General features: G+C 72.9%; 22 protein-coding genes, 1 tRNA gene and 1 pseudogene. 10 read left to right on the top strand and 14 right to left on the bottom strand.

Translation table 11 applies throughout. From position 1 onward, the window contains the following. Positions 1-13 precede the first annotated feature (13 nt). Genes galT through galK form a run of 3 tightly spaced genes read left to right on the top strand, consistent with a single transcriptional unit; the run spans position 14 to position 3,226 of the window. Complete coding sequence (gene galT, locus ACZ6EG_RS28585) at positions 14-1,075, top strand: galactose-1-phosphate uridylyltransferase (protein WP_391971067.1); 1,062 nt, start codon at positions 14-16, stop codon at positions 1,073-1,075. Further along, positions 1,072-2,052 (top strand): UDP-glucose 4-epimerase GalE, encoded by a 981-nt coding sequence (gene galE / locus ACZ6EG_RS28580; protein ID WP_469608765.1) that lies wholly within the window; start codon positions 1,072-1,074, stop codon positions 2,050-2,052. Before galT ends, galE begins: the two co-directional genes overlap by 4 nt. A gap of 10 nt (positions 2,053-2,062) precedes the next feature. Beyond that, entirely contained in the window at positions 2,063-3,226 is a 1,164-nt protein-coding gene (gene galK, locus ACZ6EG_RS28575; RefSeq protein ID WP_391971069.1) for a galactokinase, read from the top strand. A gap of 6 nt (positions 3,227-3,232) precedes the next feature. On the opposite strand, the gene ACZ6EG_RS28570 is transcribed toward galK, so the two are convergent. Then, complete coding sequence (locus tag ACZ6EG_RS28570) at positions 3,233-3,688, bottom strand: GNAT family N-acetyltransferase (protein WP_469608761.1); 456 nt, start codon at positions 3,686-3,688, stop codon at positions 3,233-3,235. Between the two features lie 305 nt (positions 3,689-3,993). Between ACZ6EG_RS28570 and ACZ6EG_RS28565 the strand changes: the two genes are divergently transcribed. Continuing rightward, positions 3,994-4,767: a response regulator transcription factor gene (locus tag ACZ6EG_RS28565; RefSeq protein WP_391971071.1), complete on the top strand. Its 774-nt coding sequence runs from the start codon at positions 3,994-3,996 to the stop codon at positions 4,765-4,767. Between the two features lie 51 nt (positions 4,768-4,818). On the opposite strand, the gene tamR is transcribed toward ACZ6EG_RS28565, so the two are convergent. Continuing rightward, positions 4,819-5,316: a MarR family transcriptional regulator TamR gene (gene tamR / locus ACZ6EG_RS28560; protein WP_055417342.1), complete on the bottom strand. Its 498-nt coding sequence runs from the start codon at positions 5,314-5,316 to the stop codon at positions 4,819-4,821. Positions 5,317-5,432: 116 nt separating this feature from the next. Between tamR and ACZ6EG_RS28555 the strand changes: the two genes are divergently transcribed. After that, complete coding sequence (locus ACZ6EG_RS28555; RefSeq protein ID WP_391971072.1) at positions 5,433-6,266, top strand: trans-aconitate 2-methyltransferase; 834 nt, start codon at positions 5,433-5,435, stop codon at positions 6,264-6,266. Positions 6,267-6,315: 49 nt separating this feature from the next. Here the strand turns inward: ACZ6EG_RS28555 and ACZ6EG_RS28550 are convergent, their stop codons facing one another. The 3 genes from ACZ6EG_RS28550 to ACZ6EG_RS28540 are packed head-to-tail and all read right to left on the bottom strand — an operon-like array spanning position 6,316 to position 9,192. Next, positions 6,316-7,488, bottom strand: a complete 1,173-nt coding sequence (locus ACZ6EG_RS28550; RefSeq protein WP_469608757.1) for a CaiB/BaiF CoA transferase family protein — start codon at positions 7,486-7,488, stop codon at positions 6,316-6,318. A 22-nt stretch (positions 7,489-7,510) separates the two neighbouring features. Then, positions 7,511-8,185, bottom strand: coding sequence for a TetR/AcrR family transcriptional regulator (locus ACZ6EG_RS28545; RefSeq protein WP_469608754.1), 675 nt, complete (start codon positions 8,183-8,185; stop codon positions 7,511-7,513). Further along, positions 8,182-9,192 (bottom strand): acyl-CoA desaturase, encoded by a 1,011-nt coding sequence (locus ACZ6EG_RS28540; RefSeq protein WP_391971074.1) that lies wholly within the window; start codon positions 9,190-9,192, stop codon positions 8,182-8,184. The genes ACZ6EG_RS28545 and ACZ6EG_RS28540 overlap by 4 nt, the downstream gene beginning before the upstream one ends. Positions 9,193-9,485: 293 nt before the next feature. On the opposite strand from ACZ6EG_RS28540, the gene ppc reads away from it, so the two are divergent. Continuing rightward, positions 9,486-12,221, top strand: coding sequence for a phosphoenolpyruvate carboxylase (gene ppc, locus ACZ6EG_RS28535; RefSeq protein WP_469608750.1), 2,736 nt, complete (start codon positions 9,486-9,488; stop codon positions 12,219-12,221). Positions 12,222-12,302: 81 nt separating this feature from the next. Here the strand turns inward: ppc and ACZ6EG_RS28530 are convergent, their stop codons facing one another. From ACZ6EG_RS28530 to ACZ6EG_RS28500, 7 genes and pseudogenes are all read right to left on the bottom strand, one after another. Beyond that, positions 12,303-12,809 carry a hypothetical protein gene (locus ACZ6EG_RS28530; RefSeq protein ID WP_469608904.1) on the bottom strand — a complete coding sequence of 169 codons (507 nt, stop codon included), beginning with the start codon at positions 12,807-12,809 and terminating at the stop codon, positions 12,303-12,305. A 121-nt stretch (positions 12,810-12,930) separates the two neighbouring features. Then, positions 12,931-13,566, bottom strand: coding sequence for an aminoacyl-tRNA hydrolase (gene pth / locus ACZ6EG_RS28525; protein WP_356608900.1), 636 nt, complete (start codon positions 13,564-13,566; stop codon positions 12,931-12,933). 75 nt (positions 13,567-13,641) lie between these two features. Next, positions 13,642-14,238 (bottom strand): 50S ribosomal protein L25/general stress protein Ctc, encoded by a 597-nt coding sequence (locus ACZ6EG_RS28520; protein ID WP_469608746.1) that lies wholly within the window; start codon positions 14,236-14,238, stop codon positions 13,642-13,644. Positions 14,239-14,447: 209 nt separating this feature from the next. Next, positions 14,448-15,422 carry a ribose-phosphate diphosphokinase gene (locus ACZ6EG_RS28515; RefSeq protein ID WP_356608896.1) on the bottom strand — a complete coding sequence of 325 codons (975 nt, stop codon included), beginning with the start codon at positions 15,420-15,422 and terminating at the stop codon, positions 14,448-14,450. Between the two features lie 133 nt (positions 15,423-15,555). After that, entirely contained in the window at positions 15,556-17,004 is a 1,449-nt protein-coding gene (gene glmU / locus ACZ6EG_RS28510; protein WP_469608742.1) for a bifunctional UDP-N-acetylglucosamine diphosphorylase/glucosamine-1-phosphate N-acetyltransferase GlmU, read from the bottom strand. Between the two features lie 127 nt (positions 17,005-17,131). Further along, positions 17,132-17,203: transfer RNA gene (locus tag ACZ6EG_RS28505), tRNA-Gln, on the bottom strand. A 12-nt stretch (positions 17,204-17,215) separates the two neighbouring features. Continuing rightward, positions 17,216-17,716: pseudogene (locus ACZ6EG_RS28500) on the bottom strand (hypothetical protein). 129 nt (positions 17,717-17,845) lie between these two features. Here ACZ6EG_RS28500 and ACZ6EG_RS28495 point away from each other — a divergent pair. After that, positions 17,846-19,177: a sensor histidine kinase gene (locus ACZ6EG_RS28495; RefSeq protein ID WP_391971078.1), complete on the top strand. Its 1,332-nt coding sequence runs from the start codon at positions 17,846-17,848 to the stop codon at positions 19,175-19,177. Positions 19,178-19,185: 8 nt separating this feature from the next. Here the strand turns inward: ACZ6EG_RS28495 and ACZ6EG_RS28490 are convergent, their stop codons facing one another. Continuing rightward, positions 19,186-19,680 (bottom strand): SUKH-3 domain-containing protein, encoded by a 495-nt coding sequence (locus ACZ6EG_RS28490; RefSeq protein WP_053132383.1) that lies wholly within the window; start codon positions 19,678-19,680, stop codon positions 19,186-19,188. Between the two features lie 79 nt (positions 19,681-19,759). Continuing rightward, complete coding sequence (locus ACZ6EG_RS28485) at positions 19,760-20,290, bottom strand: YwqJ-related putative deaminase (protein WP_356608888.1); 531 nt, start codon at positions 20,288-20,290, stop codon at positions 19,760-19,762. A 284-nt stretch (positions 20,291-20,574) separates the two neighbouring features. On the opposite strand from ACZ6EG_RS28485, the gene ACZ6EG_RS28480 reads away from it, so the two are divergent. From ACZ6EG_RS28480 to ACZ6EG_RS28470, 3 genes are all read left to right on the top strand, one after another. Continuing rightward, positions 20,575-21,600 carry an SMI1/KNR4 family protein gene (locus tag ACZ6EG_RS28480; RefSeq protein ID WP_356608886.1) on the top strand — a complete coding sequence of 342 codons (1,026 nt, stop codon included), beginning with the start codon at positions 20,575-20,577 and terminating at the stop codon, positions 21,598-21,600. A gap of 7 nt (positions 21,601-21,607) precedes the next feature. Beyond that, on the top strand, positions 21,608-24,343 hold the full coding sequence (locus tag ACZ6EG_RS28475) for an SUKH-4 family immunity protein (RefSeq protein ID WP_469608736.1): 2,736 nt from the start codon (positions 21,608-21,610) through the stop codon (positions 24,341-24,343). Positions 24,344-24,510: 167 nt separating this feature from the next. Beyond that, positions 24,511-25,401 (top strand): coiled-coil domain-containing protein, encoded by an 891-nt coding sequence (locus ACZ6EG_RS28470; RefSeq protein ID WP_391971080.1) that lies wholly within the window; start codon positions 24,511-24,513, stop codon positions 25,399-25,401. Positions 25,402-25,432: the final 31 nt, after the last annotated feature.

The raw sequence follows: 25,432 nt of genomic DNA, 5'->3' as shown, positions 1-25,432 counted from the left end.
GAGGAGTGCGGCAGTGAAGAAGACCTCGACCCGGCTGGCCGACGGTCGCGAGCTCGTCTACTACGACCTGCACGACGACGCGGTCCGCGACGCCGTGGACCGCCGTCCGCTGGAGCCCACCGTCACCACCTCCGAGGTCCGCCGCGACCCGCTGCGCGGCGACTCGGTCGCCATCGCCTCGCACCGCCAGGGCCGCACCTACCACCCGCCCGCCGACCAGTGCCCGCTGTGCCCCACGCGGGGCGAGCGGCTGAGCGAGATCCCGGACTCGTCGTACGACGTGGTGGTCTTCGAGAACCGCTTCCCCTCGCTGGCCGGTGACTCCGGGCGCTGCGAGGTCGTCTGCTTCACCTCCGACCACGACGCGTCCTTCGCCGAGCTGAGCGAGGAGCAGGCCCGGCTCGTGCTCGATGCCTGGACCGACCGGACGTCGGAGCTGTCGCATCTGCCCTCCGTGGACCAGGTGTTCTGTTTCGAGAACCGGGGCGCCGAGATCGGCGTGACGCTGGGTCACCCGCACGGGCAGATCTACGCCTACCCCTTCACCACCCCCCGCACCGCCCAGATGCTCCGTTCGCTCGCCGCCCACAAGGACGCCACGGGCGGGGAGAACCTGTTCGACGCGGTCCTGGAGGAGGAGCTGGCCGGTGAGCGGGTCGTCCTGGAGGGCGAGCACTGGGCCGCCTTCGTGCCGCACGCCGCGCACTGGCCGTACGAGGTGCACCTCTATCCCAAGCGCCGGGTGCCCGACCTGCTCGGGCTCGACGAGGCGGCTCGCACAGAGTTCCCCCAGGTCTATCTGGAACTGTTGAGGCGCTTCGACCGGATCTTCGGTGAGGGCGAGCCTCCGACGCCGTACATCGCCGCCTGGCACCAGGCGCCGTTCGGGCACCTGGAGGACTTCGAGGGCGTGGTGCGGGACGACTTCGCGCTGCACCTGGAGCTTTTCACCATCCGCCGTACGTCCGGCAAGCTGAAGTTCCTCGCGGGCTCCGAGTCGGGCATGGACGTGTTCATCAACGACGTGCCCCCGGAGCTCGCGGCCGAGCGACTGCGAGAGGTAGCGAGTTCATGAGTGGGAAGTACCTGGTGACGGGCGGCGCGGGCTATGTCGGCAGCGTCGTCGCCCAGCATCTGCTGGAAGCCGGTCACGAGGTCGTCGTGCTCGACAACCTCTCGACGGGCTTCCGCGAGGGCGTCCCGGCGGGCGCCGTGTTCGTCGAGGGGGACATCCGCGACGCCGCCAAGTGGCTGGACGCCACCTTCGACGGGGTGCTGCACTTCGCCGCCTTCTCCCAGGTCGGCGAGTCCGTCGTGAAGCCCGAGAAGTACTGGGACAACAACGTCGGCGGCACCATGGCCCTGCTGGAGGCGATGCGCACGGCGGGCGTGCGCCGGCTCGTCTTCTCCTCCACGGCCGCGACCTACGGCGAGCCGGAGGAGTCCCCGATCGTCGAGTCCGCGCCCACCAGGCCCACCAGCCCCTACGGCGCCTCGAAGCTCGCCGTGGACCACATGATCACGGGCGAGGCGAAGGCCCACGGGCTGGGCGCGGTCTCGCTGCGGTACTTCAACGTCGCGGGCGCCTACGGGGCGTACGGCGAGCGCCACGACCCCGAGTCCCACCTGATCCCGCTGGTCCTCCAGGTGGCGCAGGGCCGGCGCGAGGCCGTCTCCGTCTTCGGTGACGACTACCCGACCCCCGACGGCACCTGCGTGCGCGACTACATCCACGTCGCCGACCTGGCCGAGGCCCACCTGCTGGCCCTGGGCGCGGCCGCCCCCGGCGAGCACCTCATCTGCAACCTGGGCAACGGCAACGGCTTCTCCGTCCGCGAGGTCGTCGAGACCGTCCGCCGGGTGACGGGCCACCCGATCCCGGAGGTCGTCGCGGAGCGCCGCGGCGGCGACCCGGCGGTCCTGGTGGCGTCGGCGGACACCGCCCGCGAGAAACTGGGCTGGAACCCGTCCCGCGCGGACCTCGCGGGGATCGTGGCGGACGCGTGGGAGTTCGCGCAGCGGCGCGCGGACCAGGACTGGACGAAGGGCTAGGGGTCAGGGCATGGGCGAGGCTGTCGCGGAGACCGTCGGCGAGCGGTTCCGGGAGCTGTACGGGGCGGACCCGGAAGGGGTGTGGGCGGCGCCGGGCCGCGTCAACCTCATCGGCGAACACACGGACTACAACGACGGCTTCGTCATGCCGTTCGCCCTGCCGCACACCGCGGTCGCCGCCGTCTCCCGGCGCGACGACGGCATCCTGCGCCTGCACTCGGCGGACATCGCCGCCGGACCCGTCGAGCTGCGGGTCGCCGACCTGGACCCCGGCTCGGACAAGTCCTGGACCGCCTACCCCTCGGGCGTCGTCTGGGCGCTGCGCGAGGCCGGCCACGAGCTGACCGGCGCCGACGTCCACCTCGCCTCGACGGTCCCGTCGGGCGCCGGGCTCTCGTCCTCGGCGGCCCTGGAGGTCGTCGTGGCCCTGGCGTTGAACGACCTGTACTCCCTCGGCCTGCGCGGCTGGCAGCTGGCCCGGCTGTGCCAGCGGGCGGAGAACGTCTACGTCGGCGCCCCGGTCGGCATCATGGACCAGACCGCGTCCGCCTGCTGCGAGACCGGGCACGCCCTGTTCCTCGACACCCGCGACCTCTCCCAGCGCCAGATCCCCTTCGACCTCGCGGCCGAGGGCATGCGCCTGCTCGTCGTCGACACCCGCGTCAAGCACTCCCACAGCGAGGGCGAGTACGGCAAGCGCCGCGCCGGCTGCGAGAAGGGCGCCGCGCTGCTCGGCGTGGACGCGCTGCGGGACGTGGCGTACGGGGAACTGGACGCGGCGCTGGAGCGGCTGGCCGACGACGAGGAGGTGCGCCGCCTGGTGCGCCACGTCGTCACCGAGGACGAGCGGGTCGAGCGGGTGGTGGCGCTGCTGGAGTCCGGCGACACCCGCGCCATCGGCCCGGTCCTGGTCGAGGGCCACGCCTCGCTGCGCGACGACTTCCGCATCTCCTGCCGGGAGCTGGACCTGGTCGTCGACACGGCCCTCGCGGCCGGCGCCCTCGGCGCCCGCATGACCGGCGGCGGCTTCGGCGGCTCGGCCATCGTCCTCGTGGAGGCGGCCGACGTCGACGCCGTCACCAAGGCGGTGGAGGAGGCGTTCGCGGCGGCGGGCCTCACCGCCCCGCGGGTCTTCGAGGCGGTGCCCTCGGCGGGGGCGCGGCGCCTCGTCTGAGCCCGGCTACCCGAACCGCTTCACCAGCGTGTACTCCGTGATCCCCGGCGGATAGTCGGGGATCACGCAGACCACCTCGTACCCCTGCTTCCGGTAGAAGTCCGGTGCCTGGAAGTCCCAGGTCTCCACCCGGGACGCCGAGCAACCCCGTTCCCGGCGGGCCACGCGCTCCGCCTGCGCCAGCAGGGCGGAGCCCAGCCCGGCGCCGCGGTGGCGGTCGGCCACCCACAGGTAGGTCACGTGCAGCCAGGTCGCCCAGGTGTGGCCGACGAGGCCACCGGCCAGCGCACCGGCCTCGTCCAGGACCCAGACGTGCAGGGGGAATTCGCGTTCGTGAGCGGTTCCGCGCAACGAACGCAGCACCGGGGAGGCCGCCGTGTTCGTCTCCCGCAGGCGGGTGCGCAGCAGATCGCGCCGCGCCTTGTCCACTTCTGTCACAAGACGAAACATGCGGCTCACCATAAACGTGCCGGACGGTCAGTTCTGCAAATAGCCTTCCGCTCCCGGCGCCCGCCCGTACTCTGATGGACAGCACCGGTGGGGGCCGGTGCCGTTCAGGGGGCGAGACAGCCGGGTACGAGGCCCGGGACGGGGGCAGTGGTTGTTGTACGGCGGCGGCCGTGCGGCCGCGGCGTCCTGTTCCGGAGCACCGACCGCACCGTCGGGCACGGGATTCCGGGCGTCGTACCCGTGCCGGTGGCGTCTTCCGACGACGGACAGACGATGGGTATCCCCTGCTCCTGGAGGAGCTCGGGGGAGGGGGTTTCGTGGTTCGTATCCGAGTCCTGGTCGTCGACGACCATCGCATCTTCGCCGAGTCGCTGGCCGCCGCCCTGGCCGCCGAGCCCGACGTCGACGTCTCCGCGGCCGGCAGCGGTCCGGCCGCGCTGCGCTGCCTGGAGCGGGCCGCGTCCGAGGGGCGGCGGTTCGACGTGCTGCTCGTCGACGCCGACCTCGGCGGCCGGGTGCCCGGCGCCCGGCCCGCCGTGCCGGTGCGGGACGGCAACGAGGACGGCCTGGTGGACGGGATCTCCCTGGTCGCCGGGGTGCGGACGGCCCAGCCCGGGGTGCGGACCGTCGTCCTCGCCGAGAAGGACGACCCCCGGCGGGCGGCCCTCGCGCTGGGCGCCGGCGCCTGCGGGTGGGTGGCCAAGGACTGCTCCCTGTCGCGGCTGCTCAGCGTCATCCGGGGCGTCCTGCGCGACGAGACGCATCTGCCGCCCGCCCTGCTCACCGGCGTCCTGCGGGAGTTGACCGCCGCCCGCAAGCACCGCACCGAGAGCGAACGGCTGGTGGAGTCGCTGACCCCGCGCGAACGCGAGGTGCTGCGCTGCATGGTGGCCGGGCTCGGGCGCAAGGCCGTCGCCGAGCGGCTGTACCTGTCCCCCCACACCGTCCGCACCCACATGCAGAACGTGCTGGGCAAGCTGGGCGTCCACTCCACCCTCGCGGCCGTGGCACTGGCCCGCCGGGCCGGGGTGGGACCGGTGGACCTGGGGCCGGCCGAGCGGATCGGGTCGCGGGAGAGCACCAGCGCCTGACGGGCCGGTGCGCACCGGTCGGGACCCGCGAGGCCTCGGCCCGTACGGTCCTCAGCCGGGGATGTTGTCGAAGGGGGCGGTCAGCTGGCGCAGCAGTGCCGCCAGTTCGCTGCGCTGGGCGCGGGACAGCTCGGCGAGGATGGCGCGCTCCTGGTCCAGCAGGCCCGCCAGGGAGCGGTCGGCACGGTCCCGGCCCTCGTCCGTGAGCCGGACCAGCACCCCGCGCCGGTCACTGGGGTCGGGCAGGCGCTCCACCAGGCCCTTCTTGGCCAGGCGGTCGATACGGTTGGTCATCGTGCCCGAGGTGACCAGGGTCTGCGTGAGGAGCTGGCCCGGCGAGAGCTGGTACGGGGTCCCCGCGCGGCGCAGCGCGGTCAGGACGTCGAACTCCCACGGCTCGAGTTCGTGTTCGGAGAAGGCCAGTCGCCGTGCGCGGTCCAGGTGCCGGGCGAGCCGGCTGACCCGGCTCAGTACCTCGAGCGGTTCCACGTCGAGGTCCGGGCGCTCCCGGCGCCACGCTGCGACCAGCCGATCGACCTCGTCCTCCATGACGATCAGTGTAGTGGTTGTGTCGACGTGAAGTCTCTTGACCTCGACTCTCTTGACGTCGAGATAGTCGCTCGGTGACGCTGGGTACCCGCCCCGGACGCGACCCTGGAGGCTCCATGCCCGCCACCATCCCCACCTGGGACCCCGCCCAGTACCTGCGCCACGCCGGGCACCGCGCCCGCCCCTTCACCGACCTCCTCGCGCGCGTGCCCGACCTCGCCGAGGGCGCCTCCGCGAGGCCGCCCCGCATCGCCGACCTCGGCTGCGGCCCCGGCAACGTCACCGTCCTGCTCGCCGACCGCTGGCCCACCGCCCGCATCACCGGCTACGACAACTCGGCGCGGATGCTCGAACGGGCCGGGGAGCACGCCGGGGCCACCCCCGGGGGCGGACGCCTCGACTTCGCCCCCGCCGACGTCCGCACCTGGACGCCCGCCGAGCCGTACGACCTCCTCGTCAGCAACGCCACCCTCCAGTGGGTCCCCGGCCACGCCGACCGCTTCCCCGACTGGATCGCCGGCCTCGCCCCCGGCGGCGTCCTCGCCTTCCAGGTGCCCGGCAACTTCGACGCCCCCAGCCACCGCCTGATGCGCGAGATCGCCCACTCCCCGCGCTGGCGGGACCGCCTCGCCGGCACCCTGCGCCACGACGGGGCCGTCCTCACCCCCGAGGCCTACCTCGACCGCCTCACCTCGGCCGGCTGCACCGCCGACGTGTGGGAGACGACGTACGTCCACCTGCTGCCCGGCGAGGACGCGGTCCTCGACTGGGTGAAGGGGACGGGGCTGCGGCCCGTGCTCACCGCCCTGGACGACGACCCCGAGGCCCGCGACGCCTTCGTCGAGGAGTACCGGACCGCGCTGCGCGCCGCCTACCCGGCCGGGGCGCACGGCACCCCGTTCCCGTTCCGCCGCGTCTTCGCCGTGGCCCGCACGGAGGGGAGCCGGTGACCACCCCCGCAGGGGCCGCCGCGCCACCCCGGGCGGCGGACCGGACGGGTCACACCACCCCGTCCGCCACCAGTGCCTCGATGTCCTCGGCGGACAGGCCCAGCTCGCCGAGGACGGCCCGCGTGTGCTCGCCCGGCGCGGGCACCGCCTCCATGCGGGGCGCCCCCGTCGGGCCGGGAGGCGCCAGGGCCGGTACGGGTCCCACCGGGGTCGGCACCTCGTGCAGGCGCCCGCGCGCGGCCAGCTGCGGGTGGGCCCACACCTCGTCGAGCGTGTTCACCCGGGCGTTGGCCACGGGCACCGCGCCCAGCAGGTCGATCGCCTCGGCGCTCGTCAGCTCCGCGAAGCGGGCGGCGACGATCCCGCCCAGCGTCTCGCGGTGCGCGTTGCGGGCGGCGTTGGTCGCGTAGTCGGGGTGGTCGGCCAGCTCCGGCCGCTCCAGGAAGCGCTCGCAGAAGCCGCGCCACTCGCGCTCGTTCTGGATCGCCATCATGACGACCTTGCCGTCGCCCGCCGTGAACGGGCCATAGGGGTGGATCGTGGCGTGCGCGGCACCCGCCCGGGGCGGCGGTTCGGCCCCGTCGAGGGCGTAGTACAGCGGGAAGCCCATCCACTCCACGGTGGCCTCCAGCATCGACACGTCCAGGTGCGTGCCCCGCCCGGTCCGCCCGCGTTCCAGCAGCGCGGCCAGGATCGAGCTGTAGGCGTACATCCCGGCGGCGATGTCCGACACCGAGACGCCCACCTTGGCCCTCTCCTCCGGCGTGCCCGTGACGGACAGCAGCCCCGACTCCGCCTGCACCATCAGGTCGTACGCCTTGCGGTCCGCGTAGGGCCCGGGAGCGCCGTAACCGGAGATGTCGCACACGATCAGCCCGGGGTGCCGGGACCGCAGCTCCGCCGCGCCCAGGCCGGCCCGGGCCGCAGCGCCCGGCGCCAGGTTCTGCAGGAAGACGTCGGCGTCCGCGATCAGCCGGCGCAGCACCGCCGCGCCGCGCGGGTCCTTGATGTCCAGGGTGAGGGACTCCTTGTTCCGGTTCACCCAGACGAAGTGCGAGCTCAGCCCCCGTGCCCGGGTGTCGTAGGCGCGGGCGAAGTCCCCCGTGCCGGGACGCTCCACCTTGATCACCCGCGCGCCGAGGTCGGCGAGCTGGCGGCTGGCGTAGGGAGCAGCCACCGCCTGTTCGAGCGCGATGACGGTGACTCCGCGAAGCGGCTGCATGCGTGATTCCCCCGAGGTGCCGCTAGCTCTTGCGGTGGCCGATCAGCCGCGGCTTGGGCTCCAGACCGTCCAGCCCGTGCCACGCCAGGTTCACCAGGTGCGCCGCCACCTCCGCCTTCTTCGGGCGGCGCACGTCCAGCCACCACTGCCCGGTCAGCGCCACCATGCCCACCAGCGCCTGCGCGTACAGCGGGGCCAGCTTGGCGTCGAAGCCGCGGTTCTTGAACTCGCGGCCCAGGATGTCCTCCACCTGGGTGGCGATGTCCGAGATGAGGGAGGCGAAGGTGCCCGTCGACTGCGGGATGGGGGAGTCGCGGACCAGGATGCGGAAACCGTCCGTGTACTCCTCGATGTAGTCCAGGAGCGCGAAGGCCGCCTGCTCGCACAGCTCACGCGGATGGCCGGCGGTCAGGGAACTGGTCACCATGTCGAGCAGCCGCCGCATCTCGCGGTCCACCACCACCGCGTACAGCCCCTCCTTGCCCCCGAAGTGCTCGTACACCACCGGCTTGGAAACCCCGGCCTTCGCCGCGATCTCCTCCACCGACGTGCCCTCGAAACCCTTCTCGGCGAAGAGGGTGCGACCGATCTCCAGCAGCTGCTGGCGGCGCTCGGCACCGGTCATCCGGGTGCGGCGCGCGCGGCGCGGCTTGTCATTGCTGGAAGTGCTGGAGTCGGTCGCCACAGCGACCATCATGCCGCCTCGACGGTTTCCTTCCGGCGGCGGGAGCCGCCTTCGTCCGTGTTCCGCCGGGAATCGATACGCGAGCGTGACGGCCACCGCACGTCGTAGGCCCAGCCGAGCCGCTCGAACCAGCGGATCAGCCGCGCGCTCGAGTCCAGCTGGCCGCGCATCACACCGTGCCGCGCCGAGGTCGGGTCGGCGTGGTGCAGGTTGTGCCAGGACTCACCGCAGGACAGGATCGCCAGCCACCACACGTTGCCCGAGCGGTCCCGCGACTTGAACGGGCGCTTGCCGACCGCGTGGCAGATCGAGTTGATCGACCACGTCACGTGGTGCAGCAGGGCCACCCGGACGAGTGACCCCCAGAAGAACCCGGTGAACGCTCCCCACCAGGACATCGTGACCAGCCCGCCGATCAGCGCCGGGAGGGCCAGCGACACCAGCGTCCACAGGACGAACTGGCGGGAGACCGCGCGCAGCGCCGGGTCCTTGATCAGATCCGGGGCGTACTTCTCCTGCGAGGTCTGCTCCTCGTCGAACATCCAGGCGATGTGCGCCCACCACAGGCCCTTGATCAGGGCCGGGACCGTCTCCCCGTACCGCCACGGCGAATGCGGGTCGCCCTCGTGGTCGGAGAACTTGTGGTGCTTGCGGTGGTCGGCCACCCAGCGGACCAGCGGACCCTCGACGGCCATCGAGCCCGCGATCGCCAGCGCGATCTTCAGCGGCCGTTTCGCCTTGAAGGAGCCGTGGGTGAAGTGACGGTGGAAGCCGATGGTGATGCCGTGGCAGCCCAGGAAGTAGAAGAAGACCAGCAGGCCCAGGTCCAGCCAGCTGACCCCCCACCCCCAGGCCAGCGGCACCGCCGCCACCAGCGCGAGGAACGGGACGGTGATGAACAGCAGCAGCGTGATCTGCTCGAGGGACCGCTTCTGCTCACCGCCCAGGGTGGCGGACGGCGCGGCGGTGCCGTCGGGATTCTTCGAAGCGTCTGGGATCACATCGGAACTCGTGGTCATGCGCGTCCCCTGGGGGGTCGAGGGTGATGTCAGGTGCCGGGTCTCGGTATCCGTGTGCTCATTCCTACGGTTCCGTAACCTACGGCGACGTAAGTATGGCAGCGCGTGGTGCCGCGGCAAGAGCCCCACAGCCTGCGCGTCCCGGCCGACACCTATCCTGGGGGTCGGTCGGACAGCGCGGTCCGCTCTGAACTACTTCCCGGACGTCCGGCCAGGTAAGCGGCTCCCGCCGCGCGAGACGGCCGTCCGGGTCCCCTCCCAGACGAGCTTCAACACTCCAAGGAGCCGCACCTGTGAGCAGTGCCGACGACCAGACCACCGTGACGACCAGCAGCGAGCTGCGCGCCGACATCCGCCGGCTGGGTGATCTCCTCGGAGAGACCCTGGTACGGCAGGAGGGCCCCGAGCTGCTGGAACTCGTCGAAAAGGTGCGCCGACTCACCCGAGAGGACGGCGAGGCCGCCGCCGAGCTGCTGCGCGGCACCGAACTGGAGACCGCGGCCAAGCTGGTCCGCGCCTTCTCCACGTACTTCCACCTCGCCAACGTGACCGAGCAGGTCCACCGCGGCCGGGAACTGGGCGCCCGGCGCGCCGCCGAGGGCGGACTGCTCGCGCGGACCGCCGACCGCCTGAAGGACGCCGACCCCGAGCACCTGCGCGAGACCGTCCGCAACCTCAACGTGCGGCCCGTCTTCACCGCGCACCCCACCGAGGCCGCCCGCCGCTCCGTCCTCAACAAGCTGCGCCGCATCGCCGCGCTCCTGGACACCCCGGTCATCGCGTCCGACCGCCGCCGCCTCGACACCCGCCTCGCCGAGAACATCGACCTCGTCTGGCAGACCGACGAACTCCGCGTCGTGCGCCCCGAGCCCGCCGACGAGGCCCGCAACGCCATCTACTACCTCGACGAACTGCACGCGAACGCCGTCGGCGACGTCCTGGAGGACCTCACCGCGGAGCTGGAACGGGCCGGCGTCAAGCTCCCCGACGACACCCGCCCCCTCACCTTCGGCACCTGGATCGGCGGCGACCGCGACGGCAACCCCAACGTCACCCCCCAGGTGACCTGGGACGTCCTCATCCTCCAGCACGAGCACGGCATCAACGACGCCCTGGAGATGATCGACGAGCTGCGCGGCTTCCTCTCCAACTCCATCCGCTACACCGGCGCCACCGAGGAACTCCTCACCTCCCTCCAGGCCGACCTCGAGCGGCTCCCGGAGATCAGCCCCCGCTACAAGCGCCTCAACGCCGAGGAGCCCTACCGGCTCAAGGCCACCTGCATCCGGCAGAAGCTGGAGAACACCAAGCAGCGCCTCGCCAAGGGCACCCCCCACGAGGCCGGCCACGACTACCTGGGCACCGCCGAACTCCTCGACGACCTGCGCATCGTCCAGACCTCCCTGCGCGCCCACCGCGGCGGCCTCTTCGCCGACGGCCGCCTCGCCCGCACCATCCGCACCCTCGCCGCCTTCGGCCTCCAGCTCGCCACCATGGACGTCCGCGAGCACGCCGACGCCCACCACCACGCCCTCGGCCAGCTCTTCGACCGGCTCGGCGAGGAGTCCTGGCGCTACGCCGACATGCCCCGCGAGTACCGCACCAAGCTCCTCGCCAAGGAACTGCGCTCCCGGCGCCCCCTGGCGCCCACCCCGGCACCCGTCGACGCCGCCGGGGAGAAGACCCTCGGCGTCTTCCAGACCGTCCGGCGCGCTCTGGAGGTCTTCGGCCCCGAGGTCATCGAGTCCTACATCATCTCCATGTGCCAGGGCGCCGACGACGTCTTCGCCGCCGCCGTGCTCGCCCGCGAGGCCGGACTGCTCGACCTGCACGCCGGCTGGGCGAAGATCGGCATCGTGCCGCTCCTGGAGACGACCGACGAGCTGAAGGCCGCCGACACCATCCTGGAGGACCTCCTCTCCGACCCCTCCTACCGGCGCCTGGTCGCCCTGCGCGGCGACGTCCAGGAGGTCATGCTCGGCTACTCCGACTCCTCCAAGTTCGGCGGCATCACCACCTCGCAGTGGGAGATCCACCGCGCCCAGCGCCGCCTGCGCGACGTCGCCCACCGCTACGGCGTGCGGCTGCGCCTCTTCCACGGCCGCGGCGGCACCGTCGGCCGCGGCGGCGGCCCTTCGCACGACGCGATCCTCGCCCAGCCCTGGGGCACCCTGGAGGGCGAGATCAAGGTGACCGAGCAGGGCGAGGTCATCTCCGACAAGTACCTCATCCCGGCCCTGGCCAGGGAAAACCTGGAGCTGACCGTCGCGGCCACCCTCCAGGCCTCCGCCCTGCACACCGCGCCCCGCCAGTCCGACGAGGCGCTCGCCCGCTGGGACGCCGCGATGGACGTGGTCTCCGACGCCGCCCACGCCGCCTACCGCAAGCTGGTCGAGGACCCCGACCTGCCCACGTACTTCCTGGCCTCCACACCGGTCGACCAGCTCGCCGACCTGCACCTGGGCTCGCGGCCCTCCCGCCGCCCCGGCTCGGGCGTCTCGCTCGACGGACTGCGCGCCATCCCCTGGGTCTTCGGCTGGACCCAGTCCCGGCAGATCGTCCCCGGCTGGTACGGCGTCGGCTCCGGCCTGAAGGCCCTGCGCGAGGCCGGCCTGGACACCGTCCTGGACGAGATGCACCAGCAGTGGCACTTCTTCCGCAACTTCATCTCCAACGTCGAGATGACCCTCGCCAAGACCGACCTGCGCATCGCCCAGCACTACGTCGACACCCTCGTGCCGGACGAGCTGAAGCACGTCTTCGACGCCATCAAGGCCGAACACGAACTCACCGTCGCCGAGGTCCTGCGCGTCACCGGCGAGACCGAACTCCTGGACGCCGACCCGGTCCTGAAGCAGACCTTCGCCATCCGCGACGCCTACCTCGACCCGATCTCCTACCTCCAGGTCGCCCTCCTCGGCCGCCAGCGCGAGGCCGCCGCCGCGGGCGAGGAAGCCGACCCGCTGCTCGCCAGGGCGCTGCTCCTCACCGTCAACGGCGTCGCCGCGGGCCTGCGCAACACCGGCTGACGCCCCGCCCCCGACGAAAGACCGGTGCCCCGGGCTCACCCGAGCCCGGGGCACCGGCACGTCACGCCGTACGCGGACGCCTCACACCGCGACAAACGCCGCCGTCAACAGGGCGATCCCGGCCCCGGCCATCGCCCACGCCGTCCGCGTCCGCCGCAGACCGCCCGCCACCACCACCGACGCCAGCAGCAACGCCCCGCCCAACGGCACCCAGGCGTAGAGCACCCCGGCCGGCCCCGAACGCACCGCGTCGTCACCCCCCGGCTTCATCACCACGCTGTACGTCCGCCCCTGGCGCACGGCGACCGAGTCCTCCAGGACCACCCGCCCCCGCGCCTGCGACCCCGCCGACACCGGCGCGTAGGGCCCACTGCACACACCCCCGCCGCACCACGTCACCTCGACGGTGCCCTGCTCCCGGCCCTTGGTCAGCAGCACGTGCTGCGCCGTACCCCAGGACGCCCAGACCCCGGCGATCAGGATCACCACCGTCACCGCACCCATCGCCGCGATCCGGCCGAACCGCAGCAGGGCGGAGGAGGCCTGACGGGGACGGGCGGCGGCGGAGGCGGGCATGGCCGGGATCATTGGCCATATCTGCACGCCCGGTCAACTCGCCCGCGCACCATCACCGGACAAGTCGGGAGTTGTACGTCAGGAGTGTGCATCAGCAGTTGCGCGTCAGGAGCTGCACTTCAGGAGGTGTGCGTCAGGAGTTGTACGAACTCTGCGCCCGCTCCAGGCCCTCGATCACCAGGGCCTCCACCGCGTCCGCCGCCCGGTCCACGAACCAGTCCAGCTCCTTGCGCTCCGTCGACGAGAAGTCCCGCAGCACGAAATCGGCCACCGGCATCCGCCCGGGCGGCCGCCCGATCCCGAACCGCACCCGGTGGTAGTCCGGCCCCAGCGCCTTCGTGATCGACTTCAGCCCGTTGTGCCCGTTGTCCCCGCCGCCCAGCTTCAGCCGCAGCACGCCGTAGTCGATGTCCAACTCGTCGTGCACCGCCACGATGTTGCCGACCGGCACCTTGTAGAAGTCCCGCAGCGCGGTCACCGGCCCGCCCGACACGTTCATGAACGACATCGGCTTCGCCAGGACCACCCGCCGACTGCCCGGCCCCGGCGGCCCGATCCGCCCCTCGACCACCTGCGCCTGCGCCTTGCCGTGCCGCTTGAACCGCGCCCCGATCCGCTCCGCCAGCAGATCCGCCACCATGAAACCGACGTTGTGCCGGTTCGCGGCGTACTCCGCCCCCGGATTGCCGAGTCCGGCCACCAGCCAGGGCGCACTCGCGTCCGTCGTCACGTCCCCGTCTCCTTCGTGTCCGCCATGACCCTCCGCCATGACCGTCCGTACAAACGCGTCGGCCGCCGCCCCCGCGGGAGCAGCGGCCGACCGACGTTGACCGTGGGACGAGGATCAGGCCTCGGCGGCCTCGTCGCCCGTGCCCTCGCCCTCGCCCGCGGGCTCCTCGGCCTGCGCGGCCAGGACCTGCAGGACGACGGTGTCCTCCTCGACGCCCAGCTTGGTGCCGGCCGGGAGCGGGATGTCCTTCGCCAGGATGGAGGCGCCGGCCTCCAGGCCCTCGACGGAGACCGTGACCGACTCGGGGATGTGCGTGGCCTCGGCCTCGACCGGCAGCGCGTTCAGCACGTGCTCCAGCAGGTTGCCGCCCGGCGCCAGCTCACCCTCGGTCTGCACGAAGATCTCGACGCTGACGGTCTCGCCGCGCGTCACCAGCTGCAGGTCGACGTGCTCCAGGAAGCCCTTGATCGGGTCGCGCTGGACCGACTTCGGGATCGCCAGCTCGTTGGACTCGCCGTCGATGTCCAGCGCGATGAGCACGTTCGGCGTACGCAGCGCCAGCAGCAGCTCGTGGCCCGGCAGCGTCAGGTGGATCGGGTCGGAACCGTGGCCGTACAGCACACCGGGAACCTTGTTGTCGCGACGGATGCGACGGGCGGCACCCTTGCCGAACTCGCTGCGCGTGGCGGCGGCGATCTTCACCTCGGACATGATCACTCCTCGTAGAGGTAGAAACGGACGTGGTCACCCGGCCACGAACGGCCTGCTACGAAGAGCGCGTCGATAACGGACCGCCACACCCGCCAGAACGGGTGCGGCCTCCCTCGCCGAGCAACTGCAGCAGTCTACTCGGAGAGGGAGGCCGCACCCAAAACGATCAGCCACGACGGCCCGCGGCGGTCGGCGCGGGCCGCTCGCCGCTACTGCTCGTCGAACAGGCTCGTCACCGAACCGTCCTCGAACACCTCGCGCACCGCACGCGCGATGGTCGGCGCGATCGACAGCACCGTGATCTTGTCCAGCTCCAGCTCGTTCGGCGTCGGCAGCGTGTTGGTGAACACGAACTCGCTCACCTTCGAGTTCTTCAGCCGGTCCGCGGCCGGACCCGACAGCACACCGTGCGTCGCCGTCACGATGACGTCCTCCGCACCGTGCGCGAACAGCGCGTCCGCCGCGGCGCAGATGGTGCCGCCGGTGTCGATCATGTCGTCGACCAGGACGCAGATACGTCCCTTCACGTCACCCACGACCTCGTGCACCGTGACCTGGTTCGCCACGTCCTTGTCGCGCCGCTTGTGCACGATGGCCAGCGGCGCGCTCAGACGGTCGCACCAGCGGTCCGCCACCCGCACCCGGCCGGCGTCCGGCGAGACCACCGTCAGCTTCGAACGGTCCACCTTCGCACCCACGTAGTCCGCCAGCAGCGGCAGCGCGAACAGGTGGTCCACGGGACCGTCGAAGAAGCCCTGGATCTGGTCCGTGTGCAGGTCCACCGCGAGGATCCGGTCCGCACCCGCGGTCTTCATCAGGTCCGCGATCAGACGCGCCGAGATCGGTTCACGTCCGCGGTGCTTCTTGTCCTGCCGCGCGTAACCGTAGAACGGCACGATGACGGTGATGGAGCGGGCCGACGCGCGCTTCAACGCGTCGATCATGATCAGCTGCTCCATGACCCACTTGTTGATCGGAGCCGTGTGGCTCTGGATCAGGAAGCAGTCCGCACCGCGCGCCGACTCCTGGTAACGCACGTAGATCTCGCCGTTGGCGAAGTCGAAGGCCTTCGTCGGAACGACCCCGACACCCAGCTCGTGGGCGATCTCCTCGGCAAGCTCGGGGTGGGCGCGGCCGGAGAAGAACATCATCTTCTTCTCGCCGGTCGTCTTGATCCCGGTCACAGCACGTTCTCCTCAGAGGTTTCGCAGCTGAGCGTCACGGGCGCTCTCCCGACTGGCCGCGGGGGCGTCTCAGCTGGTGGGGTGCGGATATGCACCTATCACGGTACGCCGTGTTCGACGCACCGGTTTCCGGTCAGCCCTCGCCGCCGGCCTCCCCGGTGACCGCCTCGGCCGCCTTCGCCGCCGCGCTCCCCGGTCGCTTCCGAGCCACCCAACCCTCGATATTCCGCTGCTGGCCACGGGCCACGGCCAGCGAACCGGGCGGCACGTCCTTCGTGATGACCGAGCCGGCGGCGGTGTAGGCACCGTCCCCGACCGTGACAGGAGCCACAAACATGTTGTCCGAGCCCGTCTTGCAGTGTGAGCCGACGGTCGTGTGGTGCTTGCTCTCCCCGTCGTAGTTCACGAACACGCTCGCGGCGCCGATGTTCGAGTACTCGCCGATCGTCGCGTCGCCCACGTAGGAGAGGTGCGGCACCTTCGTGCCCTCGCCGATGGAGGCGTTCTTCGTCTCGACGTACGTACCGATCTTGGCCTTGAGTCCGAGACGGGTACCGGGACGCAGGTACGCGTACGGGCCCACGGTCGCCTCGGGGCCGACGGCCGCCGAGACCGAGACGGTGTTGTCCACGCGGGCACCGGCGCCGACCCGCGTGTCGGTGAGCCGGGAGTTCGGGCCCACCTCGGACCCCTCGGCGAGGTGGGTGGAGCCGTGCAGCTGCGTGCCCGGGTGGACGATCACGTCCTGCTCGAAGGTCACCGTCACGTCGACCCAGGTGGTCGCCGGGTCGACGACCGTCACGCCGGCCAGCATCGCCCGCGTCAGCAGCCGGTCGTTGAGGATCCGACGGGCCTCGGCGAGCTGCACCCGGTTGTTGATCCCGGCGATCTCCCGGTGGTCCCCGGCGACCGACGCACCGACCCGGTGCCCGGCCTCGCGCAGGATGCCGAGGACGTCGGTGAGGTACTCCTCGCCCTGGCTGTTGTCCGTACGCACCTTGCCGAGCGCGTCGGCGAGCAGCCGGCCGTCGAAGGCGAAGACACCGGAGTTGATCTCGCGGATCGCCCGCTGCGACTCGGACGCGTCCTTGTGCTCGACGATCGCGGTGACGGCACCGGAGGTCCCGTCCCGCACGATCCGGCCGTACCCCGTCGCGTCCGGCACCTCGGCGGTCAGCACGGTCACCGCGTTCCCGTCGGCGGTGTGGGTGGCGGCGAGGGCCTGGAGCGTCTCGCCGGTCAGCAGGGGCGTGTCACCGCAGACGACCACGACCGTGCCGTCCACGGTGCCGCCCAGCGCCTCCAGCCCCATCCGCACCGCGTGCCCGGTGCCGTTCTGCTGCTCCTGGACGGCGGTGCGCACCTCGGGCGAGACCTCGGCGAGGTGGGCGGTGACCTTCTCACGGGCGTGTCCGACGACGACGACCAGGTTCTCGGGGTCCAGCTCGCCGGCGGCGGCGAGCACGTGTCCGACGAGGGACCGGCCGCACAGCTCGTGCAGGACCTTGGGGGTGGCCGACTTCATACGGGTGCCCTCACCCGCTGCGAGAACGACGACGGCTGCCGGGCGAATGGCGCTCACGGGATGCCCTTCGGCTTTTTGGGGGGGTGGGGGTGGACATCCGCAGGATACCGGGATGGGTTGTGGGGGGCATGAGTGCGGGCCCTGACATCGGCTTTCGCCGGTCAGGACCCGAACTGAGCAACTGCTCCCCTGCCAGGACTCGAACCTGAAATGATCCATCCAAAGTGGATAGTGTTGCCGATTACACCACAGGGGATAGCAGACTCGACTAAACGGACATTTCTCCGGTCGGTCGAGCGGCTCCCCACACTATGCCGTACCAGGACCCTTCGATGCGACGGTACAAGTCGGCGCCTTTCAGTACTTTGATCACCAGGCATCCCCGGTGCGAGGCACCCGCGTTCCCGAGTTCGGCCCAGTAGCGTTCGGCTCCCGCGACGCCTGCGGACCTCGTGGATCATGACGGCGCACCGGAGCCGCTCGCGCTCCACCTCGAGGAGGTCGAGCCGGGCGAGGAGGACCCGGACCATGCCGGGGTCGCTGTTCACGAAGGCGACGCTCTCCCGGCGATCGTAGGGCTTGTCCTTGCCTCCTTCGGCCCAGTACAGACCGATGCCCACCAGGAACGGCTCGCGCGGGGCGGAGGCTCGCCCTCCAGGAGCCGGTCGCGGATCTGGCGGCGGCTCAGGCCCTCGCGCCGCAGCGCCACCGCCCGCTCCCGCAAGCCCTCGAAGTCCGCGTACTTGTTCCGTGGATGTGCCAGGGGCATACCGTCCGGCCGGAATCCCCGCTTCCGGAGGTGAAGGGACCGGGGTTCACCAGTTCGAGGGATATCGCGTCCTATCGTTTGTCGAAAGTCACCGGAAATGGGGCGCCCACCGCCCGTAGGCTGGGAGGCATGACCACGACGGGGGAAGAACACGCACCGGCCCGGGGTGGGCCTTGGTGGTGGGACAGGCGGCGCGGTGCGGTGCTCGATGTGAGCCTCGGCGCCGTGTCCGCGCTGGAGTGCGCGGCGGAGGGGGTCCCGTTCGCGCGGGACGCGGGGATTCCGGTGGCGGCGGGGGTCGTCTTCGGGTTGCTGGCCGGCTCGGTGCTGGTGGTGCGGCGGAGGTGGCCGATCGCGGTCGTGCTGGTGGGGATCGCCATCACGCCCGCCGAGATGGGCTTGCTGCTGGGCATCGTCGGCCTGTACACGCTGGCGGCGTCGGAGCTGCCGCGGCGGATCATCGGGTCGCTGGCCGGGATGTCGTTCCTGGGGACGCTGATCGTGACGTTCGTACGACTGCGGCAGGACATGGCGCGGGACGGCGTGGACTTCGGGGACTGGTTCTTCCCCTTCGCGTCGATCGGGACGTCGCTGGGCGTGACCGCTCCGCCGCTGCTGCTGGGCCTGTACGTGGGGGCGCGGCGCCGGTTGATGGAGAGCCTGCGGGAGCGGGCGGACAGTCTGGAGCGGGAGCTGCAGTTGCTGGCGGAGCGGGCGGAGGAGCGCGCGCAGTGGGCCCGCAACGAGGAGCGGACGCGGATCGCGCGGGAGATGCACGACGTGGTCGCGCACCGGGTGAGTCTGATGGTGGTGCATGCGGCCGCGTTGCAGGCCGTGGCGCGGAAGGACCCGGAGAAGGCGGTGAAGAACGCCGCGCTGGTGGGGGACATGGGGCGGCAGGCGCTGACGGAGCTGCGGGAGATGCTCGGGGTGCTGCGCAGTGGCGGGGACGGTGTGCGCGGGGAGCGGGCGTCGGTGCCGCTGGCGGCGGTGGGGGCGGCTGCCGCGGCGGCGGCCTCGCGGGCCGCGGGGGACGGCGAGGGGCCCGCCGACGGGCCGTGTCTGTCCGAGCTGGACGAGCTGGTGGGGCAGTCGGAGGCGGCCGGGATGGTCGTGAACCTGTCGGTGGAGGGGGAGGAGCGGTCGTATCCGCCCGAGGTGGAGTCGACGGCGTTCCGGGTGGTGCAGGAGGCGTTGACCAATGTGCACAAGCACGCGGCCGGCGCGAAGACGTACGTGCGGCTGGCCCACCGGGTCTCGGAGATCGCGATGCAGGTGGAGAACGAGCCGCCGCCGGAGCTGTCCTCCGCCTCGTCGGCGCGGTTGCCGTCGGGTGGCAACGGGCTGGTGGGGATGAAGGAGCGGGTGGCCGCGTTGGGCGGGGTGTTCGTGTCCGGCCCGACGGACGCGGGGGGTTTCCGGGTGTCGGCGGTGATTCCGGCGTCGTCGGCGGCGCTGTAGCCCGCGGGTCAGCCGGTGGTGAGGCGGGTCGGCTGGGTGCCGGCGACGAGGGTGGCGAGGGCCTGGTCGATGTCCGGGCCGAGGTACCAGTCGCCGGTGTGGTCGAGGGCGTAGACGCGGCCCTCGGTGTCGATGGCGACGAGGGCCTGGCTGTCGGTCTCGATGCCGAGGGGGCAGGTCCGGGTGTCGAGGGCGCGGCCGAGGTCGCCGAGGGTGCGGGCCATGTGGAGGCCGTGCAGGGGGTCCAGGTGGAGGACGGCGGGGGCGATCTGGCGGCCGGGGCCCGTGGGGGCGATGTGGAGGCCGCCGAACTCGGCCCAGGCCTCGACGGCGGCGGGGAAGACGGTGTGGCGGTGTCCTGCGGGCGAGGTGTGTTCGCGCAGGGTGTCGGCCCAGATCTCGGCCTGCTTGATGTCCCAGCGTCCGGGCAGCCAGCCGGCGTCGCGCAGCGCGGCGTCGACGGGGACGGGGAAGCGGGTGGTGGAGGTGCGGTCGGCTTGCATCGGCCCTTGGTTCGTTTCGGTCGGCTCTGGCGGCTCGTGCGGCTCTGGCGGCTCTGTCTTCGGTGGTGGTGGCCGGGGGTCAGCCGTCCTGCGTCGTGGGGTCGACGACGCGGACGCCGAAGTGGGCGCTGAGGGCGGTGCAGGCGCGGCACGGTGCGGCGAAGCTGCCGTGCAGGGGGTCGCCGTCCTCGCGGATGCGGCGGGTGGTGAGCTTGGAGTGCTTGAGCGCCTTGCGTGCCTCGCCGTTGGTCATGGGCTTGCGCGCGGCGCGTTTGCTGCGGGCGGCGTCGGCGGTGGCCAGGTGTCGTGAGATGAGGATCGTCTCGGCGCAGCGGCCGGTGTAGCGGTCGCGTTGGCCGCTGGTGAGGGTGTCGAGGAAGTCCTGTACGAGAGGGTGCAGGGCGGGCGGTGCGTCGGCGCGGGTGGCGGTGCCGGTGAGGGTGGTGCCGCGGACCGACAGGGCGGCGGCGACGGTGGGGAGGATGCCGTCGCGGCGGTGCTGGAGGACCGGCGCGTGGTGGGCTTCCGTGCTGCTCCAGCCGACGCGGGGGTCGCCGCCGCGTGGGCCGTCGGACCGGCCGGTGTCGGGTCCCGTCTGTGTCGCACTCATGATCGTCTTCCCCTCCTGAGCATCCCCCCGGAGGTCACAGAGTGCCAAATCCCGTGGCGGCTGCGGAAGCTGGGGCGTGGTGACACGCCCGGGTACGGGCGGTGCGTCACGGGAGGGTGACGGCTGGTCACGGAAGCGGAGGCGGGCGTGTCGGGCACGGGGTCCGGTGCCGGTGACCCCTCTTGCCGTACCGCATAGGCTGTCGGCACCGCGATCGCGTGCGGTGAACGAGACAGTCCAGACAGTGCAGACAGATCAGACAGACGCCGCAGGGGGCAACCGCCATGACGACAGGTCGGCTCGGGCAACAAGCCGCGCCGCCGAACGCGGCCTATGCCGGACAGGTCGTGCATTTCCCGGATCCGGTGCGGGCGGCCCGTCACCCGAGAGGGGTACGGGTGGACGAGGGCGGTTACCCCGTCTTCTCGCCGTACGCCCGCGCGGTCGCGGAGATCGCGGACCCGCCGGAGGGGTTCGGTGTCGACGAGCTGCGGCTGACGGACTACGTGTCGGCCAACGCGGCGCTGTCGGCGTCGGGGCACGAGTTGTGGGACACGGTGCCCGCGGTGGCGACGCCGCACGGCTGGACGTGGCACCACGTGGCCGGTTCGCGGCGGATGGAGCTGGTCCCGGTCGAGGTGAAGGCGCTGTTGCGGCACCACGGCGGGATCGCGACGGCGGCGGTGGACCAGGGCAAGCGGGGCACGCGGCCGTTGCAGGAGACGCGTCCGGCGCACTTCGGTCTGCCGAAGTCGGGAGTGGCCGTGTCGGAGCAGCAGGTGCAGGAGGTCGAGGAGGACCTCGGGTACCGGCTGCCGGGCGCGTACCGGTCGTTCCTGAAGGCGGCGGGCGGCTGCGCCCCGGTGGGCACGGCGCTCGACGCGGAGCTGGGGCTGCTGGTGGACCAGCCGTTCTTCACGGTGCGTGAGGAGGCGGCGGTCAACGACCTGGTCTATGTCAACAAGTGTCTGCGGGACCATCTGACCAAGGACTACCTGGGCGTCGCGTTCGTCCAGGGCGGTCTGCTCGCGGTGAAGGTGAAGGGCGAGCGGCTCGGTTCGGTGTGGTTCTGCGCGTACGACGACGTTCGGGACGTGGACCCCGCGTTGCCGCCCGCCGAGCGGGTGGAGCGGTTGCTGCGGCCCTGCGGTGAGGACTTCGACGCGTTCCTGTCGCGGCTCGCGGGGTCTCCGCCGGAGCTGGAGACGGTGGCGAACCTGATGGTGGACGGCGGGTTCGCGCGCGCGGTGCCGGTGGCGTCGGTGCCCTCGGCGTCTTCGGCGTCTTCGGCGTCTTCGGTAGGGGAGTGAGCTGACGATGGTGACGTTCGCGCAGGCGCAGGAGCGCGCGGAGGAGTGGGTCAACGGCGAGCTGCCGTCGTACCAGCACCGCGAGGTGCGGGTCCGGGAGTTCGACCTCGGGTTCGTGGTGTGGGCCGAGGACCGTGCGGACGGACCGCGTTCGGACGGGGGCGCGCAGCGGCTGGTGATCGCGCGGGACAGCGGTGAGGCGACGCTGTGGCCCGGGTTGCCGGTGGGTGAGGTCATCCGCCGGTACGAGGAGGAGTACGGCCGTCCCGAGGAGGCCGCGGAGCCGGTGCCGGCGCCCGCGGCGCGGGTGGACCTCAATCAGACGTCGTTCCTGCTGAGCCCGCCGGAGTGGTTGCAGGAGGCGGCGGACAAGCTGGGCATTCCGGATCGGCGGCAGGGGAGCGGCGCGGCCGCCGCCGGTGCCGACGCGGGGCCCGGGGCGCTGCCCGAGACGCAGGCCGGGGTGCCGACGGCGCCCGAGCCGTCCGCGTTCCCCGCCGCGCCGTCGGCTCCCGCGGCCTCGGCCGACGCCGGGTCGAGCGGTGCGGTGTGGCCGGCCGCCGGATCCGGTGGTGCCGGCTCTTCCGCGGCGGGTGCGCCGGCGGGGGCGACTCCCTGGGCGGGGACGGACACCAACGCGGACGCCGGTGAGGACCGTTCGGTGCCGCTGCCCGAGACCGTGTTCGCGCCGCCGCTGAGCGGTGCGGACCGCGGCACACCGCCGCCCGCGGCCACGCCGGAGGCCAAGACGGCGCTGCTCTCGGGGGGCAGCCAGCTTCCGCCGACGGCGGTCACCCCGGCGATCGAGGACCCGAACGCCTCGGCCGCGCCCGCGGGTGCGGGTGCGTCGGCGCCCGCGTCGCCGGCGCAGCCGTCGGCGGGTGCGGGCACGGGTGCGGGTGCGTCCGCCACGCCGGCCCGGCCTCTTCCCTCGGACGCGGGGGACATCGCCGACGTGGCGACCAGCAAGGCGACGCCCCCGCCGCGCCGGGGCGGTGGTTCCGCCACCCCGCCTCCGCCGAGCGCGCCGGGCGTGCCGGGCGTGCGCCCCGGAGAAACGCCCCCGCCGTCCGCGCCGGGAACGCCGGGAACGCCGGCGGGCGGTTACGTGCCGACGCAGCTGGTGTCGTCCCTCGGCCCCGAGGGCCCGGGCAACGGCCCGGGTACGCCGCCTCCGCCGAACGCGCCGCAGCCGCCCGCCGGTCAGGGTGCGCCGGGGACGCCGCCTCCGCCGAGTGCCCCTGGCGGCACGCCCCCGGGCGGGATGCACCACGCCGCCACGATGCTGGCCGACCCGGGCCGGACGGGTGGCGGTGCGCCCCAGCAGCCCGGGCCCCCCGCGCCGCCCGCGCCCCCCGTGCCTCCTGGTGCGCCGGGCGCGCCGGGCGCCCCCGGGGTGTCCGGTGGGCCGGGCACGCCTCCGTTCCCCGCGGCTCCCGGTGGGCCGGGCACGCCGCCGCCCCCCGCGGCTCCGGGTGCGCCCGGCCGCCAGGGTTCCTCCGGTGGGGCGGGCGGTGCCGTGCACCACGCCCAGACCGTGCTGGCCGCGCCCCCGGTGGCCGGCCCGGGCGCGCCTCCGCCGCCGCCGGGCGCTCCTGGCCTCCCGGGTGCCCCCGGGGCCCAGGGCGTCCCCGGGGCTCCGGGTGTCCCCGGCGCCGCACGGCCCATGCCGCCCGGTGCCATGCCGCCCCCCGGTGCCATGCCGCCGCCCGGCGGGCCGGTGCCCGGGCAGCCGCCCGCGTACGGCTATCCGCAGCCGCCCGCCGGTCTGCCGACCGTCGGCCCGGGCTACCAGGCCGTGCTGCGCTATCGCGCCCAGGACGGCTCCGAGCAGCAGCTGATCCGGCGTTCGGCGCCGGGCACGCCGCACCCGGAGTGGCAGATCTTCCACGAGCTGCGCGCCATGAACGTGCCGCCGGACCAGGTGCTGGAGCTGCACACGGAGCTGGAGTCGTGCGAGCTGCCGGGCGCGTACTGCGCACGGATGATCCGCGAGCAGTGGCCCCAGGCGCGGATCACCTCCATCGCCCCGTACGGCACCGATCACGCGAGCCGACAGCAGGGCATGCAGCAACTGCTGGAGCATCAGGGCGAGTTGCACCAGGTGGCCGACGGGCCGGCCCGGCCGGCGCCGGTGCGCGCCCCGCTGCCGCCCGTGCAGCCGGTGCCGCCGGTGCCGCCGGAGGTCATCGGGCAGGAGCTGGGGGGCGCGTTCGGTCCGGGGGTCTTCCGGTTCGAGCAGGCCGCGGTGTCGCGGCAGGGTGTGCCGCCGGTCGTGGCGCACACGCTGGTCGCGGCGGGCCTGCCGATGGACATGGGCCCGTTCTTCTGGGCGCAGGCCCAGCCGGGCCGCCCGGTGCCGACGCTGGCGGAGCTGGCGGCCGAGCGGGGGGTGCAGCCGGCCCCGGACGCGGGTTCGTACCTCGTCGTGGGCAGTGACTTCGGCCGGGCGATCTGCGTGCAGTACGGCACGGCGGCCATCGTGGCGGTGCCGGTGGAGGCCGGTCCGGGCGGGGCGCCCGTGCCGCCGCAGTTCGTCAACACGGGGCTGCCGGAGTTCGCGCGCAGCCTGGCCCTGCTGGGCCGTATGTGGCGGCTGCGGTTCGGGCTGAACCAGGAGCAGGCGGGCCGCTGGACGGTGGACTTCCAGGCTCAGCTGGCCGCGCTGGACCCGGCGGCGCTCGGCTCGCCGGAGAGCTGGTGGTCGGTGCTGCTGGAGCAGATGTGGGACGGGCTGCTGTGACGGTTCGTCACCGTTGACGCGTCCGACGGGTGGGGCCCGGTCGTCCTGAGGGGCGACCGGGCCCCACCCGTTTACGTGCGGTGTGTCGCATTATGTTGGGTTACGCCCGCTCCATAAAGTCGGTCGGGTCCATTCAGTGCGGCAGGTTCACCGCAGGGGTGATGAGCATGAGCAGCGCATCGGCGTCTCCGCACGACTTCGTGACCGTACGCGGGTGGGACCGCGGTTACCGTCCCGAGCAGGTGGAGGCGTGTGCCGCGGCCCTCTCCGAGGAGCGCGACGCGGCCTGGGAGCGGGCGGCCCGGCTGACCGTGCTCGCCCGGGAGATGGGGGAGGAGCTGGCGGAGCTGCGGGAAGCGGCCGCACACCTCACCTCGCAGGACTACGCGGCGCTCGGGGAGCGCGCCCGGCGCCTGTTCCTGCTCGGTCAGGAGGAGGCCGAGGCCGTACGGGAGGAGGGCCGGTGTGCGGCGGAGCGCCTGGCGGAGGAGGCGCGGGCGTACGCGGCCGGTCTGCACGAGGCGGCACGGGCGCACGCCGACGCCGTGCGCGCCGAGGCCGACGAGCGGGCCCGGCAGCGGCTGCTCGCGGCGCGTGCGGAGGCCGACGAGGCGCGGATCGAGGCGCGACGCGAGGTGAGGTCCGGGCGTGCGGAGGCGTTGGCGGCCCTGCGGGACATGCGGGGGCGGACCACCGGGATGCTGGCCGAGCAGGACAGGGAGCACGCCGGGCGGCGCGCCGCGGCCGAGCGCGAGCACGACGAGCGGGTGCGGGCCCTGGACGCCCGCCACGCGGAGCTGGTGGCCCGCGCCGAGCAGGGCGTGGACGCGGCGCGGCGGGCCCTGGCCGCCGCAGAGGAGGCCGCCGCGAGGCGGCAGGAGGAGGCCCGGGCCCGGGCGGCCGAGGTGGTCGCCGAGGCCCGGGCGCGGCAGGAGCGGATCGCCCGTGAGACGGAGCGGGTGCTGCGCGAGCACGGGGAGCGGTGGGACGAACTCCAGGCCCAGATGGCCTCCGTGCGCAGCAACCTCAGCGCGCTGACGGGGCGGGCGGTGGAGTGAGGCGCGGGGCTCCCGGCCGCGGCTCCGGGAG

It is taken from the genome of Streptomyces sp. NPDC041968 (assembly GCF_055589025.1).
This window is presented reverse-complemented; position numbering and strand designations above follow the sequence as displayed.